Origin of the sequence: Dysgonomonas sp. HGC4, assembly GCF_001261715.1 — a bacterium.
GTDB lineage: Bacteria > Bacteroidota > Bacteroidia > Bacteroidales > Dysgonomonadaceae > Dysgonomonas_A.
Map to the genome: position 1 here is coordinate 1 of NZ_CVRU01000095.1, position 6,690 is coordinate 6,690.

Annotated in this window: 4 protein-coding genes; 1 reads left to right on the forward strand and 3 read right to left on the reverse strand. The window is 37.1% G+C overall.

Features of this window, described 5'->3' with window-relative positions; all coding sequences use genetic code 11:
- Positions 1–1,443: mechanosensitive ion channel family protein (locus HGC4_RS09760; RefSeq protein WP_050709950.1), on the forward strand; the 1,443-nt coding region annotated here is incomplete at its 5' end.
- Between the two features lie 56 nt (positions 1,444–1,499).
- Here the strand turns inward: HGC4_RS09760 and HGC4_RS09765 are convergent.
- The 3 genes from HGC4_RS09765 to HGC4_RS09775 form a co-directional block, all read right to left on the reverse strand.
- A complete protein-coding gene (locus HGC4_RS09765; protein WP_050709951.1) occupies positions 1,500–3,788 on the reverse strand; it encodes a carboxypeptidase regulatory-like domain-containing protein in 2,289 nt (762 codons plus the stop codon).
- Positions 3,789–3,974: 186 nt separating this feature from the next.
- Complete coding sequence (locus HGC4_RS09770; protein WP_050709953.1) at positions 3,975–5,135, reverse strand: PBSX family phage terminase large subunit; 1,161 nt, start codon at positions 5,133–5,135, stop codon at positions 3,975–3,977.
- Positions 5,136–5,219: 84 nt separating this feature from the next.
- Positions 5,220–6,659, reverse strand: coding sequence for a T9SS type A sorting domain-containing protein (locus HGC4_RS09775; RefSeq protein WP_050709952.1), 1,440 nt, complete (start codon positions 6,657–6,659; stop codon positions 5,220–5,222).
- Positions 6,660–6,690: the final 31 nt, after the last annotated feature.

Genomic DNA, 6,690 nt, shown 5'->3' on the forward strand with positions numbered 1-6,690 from the left:
AGTTATACTTGTTTGGCGGGCTTAACTATAAGTAAGTATGATATATGTCTTTTAGTATTCTTTAAACTTATTGAGATAATTATTGTTCTTCTTATATACATCAATATCTTGTATATGCTGAACTTGTTGTTTTATATGTCTGTGGCTATCATTCTTTTATCAGGAGGTGCGGTTGAGGTAGTCGGTTTACCTAAATTCTGGCTTTTGCAAAACCTGAATGATGCTTTAATTGATATTGGTGTAAGTGCTCAAATCTCAAATGCTATCGTTTTTGTTGTTACCATCTTAGTCCTTGCAGGTATTGGGTGGTTATTGTTTTTAATAATAGGGCGTCTTTCGTTTCTGTTTGTAAAAGATCAAAGGCTTAATTCTAAATCGGGTATCTTCAAAATCTTGATGAAGTATAGCTTCTTTAAGCGTCTCTTTGTGCTCATTGCTATTATTGTTGTTGTATTCAGTTCGAGGGTTTTGTTTTCGGGCTTTTCGGCTGATTGGATTCAATTTATTTTGGCATTGTCACGCTCGGTAATGATTATTTGGATATTGCTTGTCTTATATTCGCTTTTAGATGCTTGGAATACTTTCTTCGAACTGCATCCTAAAACTCAGCAAAAATCACTGAAAGGCTATATTCAGGTGATGAAAATTATATTTGGTGTAATAGCCGTTGTATTTATTATAGCAACCCTTGTCGGCAAAGAGCCTTCTAATCTGCTTGTTGGATTTGGTGCTACGGCAGCTTTTATTTCACTGATTTTTAAAGATACAATTCTGGGCTTTGTGGCTTCCATTCAACTCTCGTTTCAAGATATGGTACGTCCGGGCGATTGGATAGAGATGCCTTCTAAGAATGCCGACGGACTTATTGTTGATATAAATCTTAGTTCGGTAAAGGTGCAAAACTGGGACAATTCGGTGACCATGATTCCTATATATGCTATGGTAAGCGATTCGTTTACCAATTGGCGCCGTATGGAACTGGGGCCCGGGCGCCTCTTTGTCCGCACCTTTAATTTGGATGCCAAATCGGTCAAATTTGCAGACGAGTCTCTTTTAGAGTTTTTGTCTAAACATCCTGTTACTAGTGCCAATTATGCCGAATGTCTTGCCTTGGCTCATATCAGTTCGCCGGGGGCAATGCTTACCAATCTGGCATTGTTCAGAGCTCAGCTTGAGCTGTTTCTGCGTAAACATCCACAAATTAATGACCAACTTATGCTTTTTGTCCGATATATGAATGCCATTTCAGGCGAGGGTATCGGTATCGAAATCTATGCTTTCTCGCGAGAGAAAGGCGCTGCTGGTTATGACGTTATCCATCGTTCGGTGATGGAATATGTTATATCTGCGGCTTCTCTTTTTGAGCTTACATTGTTTCAGGCTCCTTCGGGTGACGATTTCCATCGCATAGCAAAATCAAGAGGCGAAAAGCTTAGTTCGTAAACTCCGTTGTGTACTTTCCCTGTTATTTGAAGCGTCCTAATAAGGTAAGTATAACTTTAAATATCGCTATTGTCTATTTTCTTTTCTGCCGACTTGTATTGTCTTCCAAAATTTATATTGTAGGAGAGCTTAATATAAGGCATCTTACTGATGTCTGAACTGGTTACCTGTGACGATGATGGCACTATTGCGGAGAATGTTTGCGATGCCGATTTCCACTCTTTGGTGAACGGATTTATGACTCCTGCTGATACCGAAAACCGATCGGTTTTATAACCCAAGCTAACATTCTGCCATGCTTCATTCAAATAAAGTGTTTCGCCTTCGAAATAGTGGAAACTATTGGATAGAAAAGCATTGAAAATCCATTTTTTATAATTGGCAGTCACATCCGAGTTATAATAATATCGGGTATGGGTATGTAAATAAGTATTTCCCTTGCTGATATATCGGGCTACACCGGGTGTGAAACTAAGGGTCAGGTGGTCTTTGATGGGTTGTACCTGTATTCTCAATTCACCCATCATACTATGATAGGCTTTCTGATTGTTACTTTGATTGATAAATTTATCATCCTCAAAAAATATATCATTTGCAATATTAGCATCTATATAACGGTATCTCATCCACAGATTGAAATCGAACATTCCTTTCTTATATCCACCCCACAGTGTATTCTGGAAAGTTATAGATGGTTTTAGGTATGGGTTACCACGTCTTAGTTGTAACGAATCTATTTCCTGCTCTACATTATTGAGATCGCCTTCGGAGGGTACTCTATTATAAACTATTCCGTTGTATTTGATATACGTACCCTCGTTTATGGTATAGGTCATGCGAAGCATTGGACGGAAGAGGTATTTCTCTGTTTTATTGCCTTGCGAACTATAATACATACGTGTTGCACCGACTCCGAGTGAGGTGTTGAATTTTCCCTTTTTTAATTGATACTCTGCATAGAGATATGTTTCTGCCTGATTCATATCTACCTGAGCTTCGGTACTTCCCGAATAGGTGCTTTCTGTATAAGTTTGGGTCTGTTTCAATCCCGTAGATAGTTTACTGCCTGTTCTGAATGTTTTTTCATAGATACCCTCTGCAACCAATGCGTATCTGTCGCTTTTGGTAAGATTATTTATATCTGTATAAAATACATCGTTGCGGCTCTCTTGAAACGTATATTCGTTTTTGCTGTAAGTATATTTACCTATGACGTTCACTATTATTAGCTGCTGATTTTTGAGATCTCTTTGATAATAGAGATCAAGCAAAGGAGCATTAGTCTTGTAGGCAGAGTGTATATAGACATCTACAGGTTCGGAGTTTCCCGAAATGTAAGTGCTTTTTTCATCATCAAAGCCATTGGGCGTATCTCTGTAAAATTGACGTAAAGAGGCATTGAAGAAGTATTTTCCAGATTCTTGTACGCTGTAATTGAGGTTATTATTTATTCCTATTGTCTTGAAGGGTATGGTTCCTCCTATGCGACTGCGGTGAATTTCTTTGTCGGGAAAGATAAACGATTGCTCGCTGTTTCGGGTAAAATCCAGTTCTCTATTCCATTCATTGGTATTGAATGAGAATTCCGATTTCTTGTGATTCACTTTGGCGTTGAATGAATTATTGCCAAATCCTACGAAAGGATTATTCATCACTTCGGCATTTAGACTTCCTCCCGAACTTTTTCGTCGGGTAATAAAGTCGAGAACGGCTGCAACATCACCATATCGTAATCCTGGATTGTCGTGAAATTCTACTCTGATAATATCTTGTGGCATAAGTGCCAGAACTTCAGAATAGGACACTATTACTCCATTGATCCGTAATTGTATTTCGCTTCCGTCCGATGTTTTGATTACGTTATTAACCTGATCTATTATTACACGAGGTAGCATCAAGTTTTGTAGTAAACTTATTCCGCTGATTGACGCTTTTAACTGTGCCGTGCTAGGCAGTATAACGTCTCTATCTATTTTGTGAATAATAGGACTGGCTGTAACTGTAATGTCGTTCAATGCAATAGATGTAGGATGCAATGCTATATCACTTACGGTTATATCTTTTTCGGGTTTGGTGAGGTCTATTATTTGTGTTTCGTAACCCAAGAAGGATACCGATAGCAGAAGATTCTCTTTTGTGACTTCAGGGATGGAAAAGCGACCATCATCGTTAGAATTTACTCCTTTGATGAAAGTAGAGTCTTGTTTTAGTAACGAAACTGTTGCAAAACCGATTGGAGTTGATTCTACGGCATCTATAATCTTCCCCGATATTTTTATCTGTTGAGCTGACAATGTGCTTGTTATTGTCGCAAGGATAATCAAAATTGATAATGTGTAACGCATAATTTAGGCTTATTGTTTAATAGAATGACTCTAGTAGCCTGCTATTTGTTACACATTGCAAAGATTTTTTTGAGAATAAAGAGAGATTATTCTATTTCTCTGGCTTTAGGTTATGCTCTTTATTAAAGTATTTAGGGTATTTATACAACCCGAAAAAAGGTGGAGAATTTTAGTTCCCCACCTTCTTTATTTTCCTACATAATAGTCGAAACCACTTTTTTGACTCAACTTGTTTAAAGCTACATAGCGTTGAGCATCAATAGAATGGTTGAACCGATCGATCGGTATATTGCTCGGATTCCCGAATTCATCAGTAGTCCAGCGATAATTTCGATATTCATTGATGAGGTTTGAGCTATTTTGAGTCAAATGCTTTGGGTATCTATTCAATACAGCAAGTCCTGTTAAAATACTATCTCTACCTTTGTTAGCTGGTTCTACATTCCAACCGCAATTACGTATTTCACGAATAGATTTTGGTTCGGCACTATCAGCCACAATGGCTATTTGTTGTGTAATGTTACATTCTTCGAGATGTTTGGCTATCATTAGATTATCGTATCCTCTTGAATAGAGTAATTCTTCTATCCACAATTCGCCTTCCGACAGCCTTATGTCGACTATTGCCGTGGGATCGTTGGTGAAGCCAAAGTCTATGCCCAGCCATCTCTGTTTGTAAGACGAGGGTAGAGAAGGGGTAATATCCCAATTTTGGAGGATGAGTCCAACCTTAGAGCCCGTTAGTCCCAAGCCATATACTTGCCACCATTCTACATCGTTTTTACTCGATTCTATTTCTTTTACCTGCGCTTCCGAAAGATATTCGTTATTTAGATAGGTCGAGTGAATCAGTGTGGCTTCGGGTCGGGGAAGAACTTTTTCATCTACCCAAAATTCATAGCAAGGATTATAATCGAGAAATATGGTTTCTGTAGTACGGATAGCTAATTGGCGATATGTTTCGTAAGGAATATTAATACACTCGTTTATATAAAGAATATCACGGGCAGGACCATGAACCTTTCCGGGTTGGTCGGCTGAGAAAAATTCTATATATGAATTATTTACCTGATATATTTTGTCCGTAGCATTCCACGATTTTAGATCCCACTTTCCTTCTTGGCGAAGCATATTCTCAAAATCTCTTATACAGCCTTTCTTGAGGTGAGGCATCGATTCGGATATTATGGATATCAGTCGTGGAGTTTTTGATAATTCGGCAACAATATAAAGTAGTTGTAGTATACTCCATGTTTTGGACGAACGTGTCGATCCTTTGTTGACTATTACTCGTCGTCCTTCGTTATAGGCTTCGAGGTTACGGCTAAATACGGAAGTTACTTTCACAGTGGCTTTTGTATATAGATAAAAAAAGACGAACAACACTGTTCGTCTTTTTTTGAGTAAATTGTATTATATATAAAGCTTTACTTATCTTTTTAGTATCACTTTTTCAGAGGTTCTGTTCTCTCCGTCAAATTTCTCTATGATATAAATGCCGTCATTTAATACTGTTGATTTAATATCGAAACTTCCATTGACTGCATTATCAGAATAAACTAATACTCCTGAAAGATTGTATACTTTTACGGATTTGATTTCAGGTTCCAATTCTATAGTTGCTGATCTAAGAGAAAACTCATCAATGCCCCCAGGTCCACTAAATGTGACATATCCAGTAAGTGCTCGCTCTCCAGATGTTCCACATTTATTTCTAGCACTAACTCTAAGTGAAAACGATTTAGTTTGATTCCATCCTACATTTATAGAGGTATACATTTCGACATTTCGATTTCCGTTAACATCATATTTTCTTATCTCACCACCATCGGTAATACTCCAAATATATTCTGTTGCACCTTTAGATTCATAAGCACTTAATGAATAAAGAGAGTTAAAATTGAAATTTTTTCCATTGCTGAAACCGGAAACACCCGATGGGGTTTCTGGTACGCCAACCCATACTTCAGAGTTTTGTAAAGTCTCACTAAAACCCGGGTATGTTATTTTTGCTTTTACTGTGGCTGTTGAGTTTGTAGAACCTGTTCTGAAAATGGCATTCGTTGTACCTTGTCCCGATACTAATGTAAAGTTATCAGCTGCAATCCATTCTATTGTTGAACCTTGTGGTATAGTTCCTTGTAAAGAAAATGAAACATTGTTATTAGGACATGCTACAGAGCCTGAATTTGATTTGATTTGTATATCAAAAAATCTTTGTATTGTATAGGATATGGAGCCTCCATAACTTTTGCTGCATGCGTTTCCAACTGGTGTTATACTTACCACGGTTTGATTGAGGTCAGCAACACCATAGTTAATTGCATATTTATTTTTCGCTTCAGTGGATTGAGTGCCAACAGTCCATCTATAATCTGTTATCTTATAAGTAGGATTGTTATTCAAGTTTAGGTAATACAAAAAATCATTTACTGTCATATTTAAGACACCAGTTTGTCCTAATGGAATTTTTATTATGCCATTATTTGCTGCAGGCGTGCTTGCAAAATATGTAGGCTTAATGTTGCTCATGCTTGCAATTGTAATATTATTTAAAATTGCATTTTGAGTGACACCATCATTTGTGTGAGCATCTATCTGAGCAAAAGAGGTGGCAATATCATTCCAAATAACATTAAACGTGAATTTGGATTCTCCTTTTTTTATGGTGTAATTAGCTTGTGGGTTGTTGGAAATAGTTCCATTGTTGATAAATATAGTTACAATAATATCTTTTGTTGCACTGCCTGGAAGAGTATAAGTATATGTATATGATTGTTTAGGGCAAACAATGATATTACCAGTAATACTTTGCGTGTATCCAACTATAGAACTTATGCATGCAAGAAAAGTAAATAATAATTTTTTCATAGTTTTATTGTTTTAATTCATAAAAGAGTTC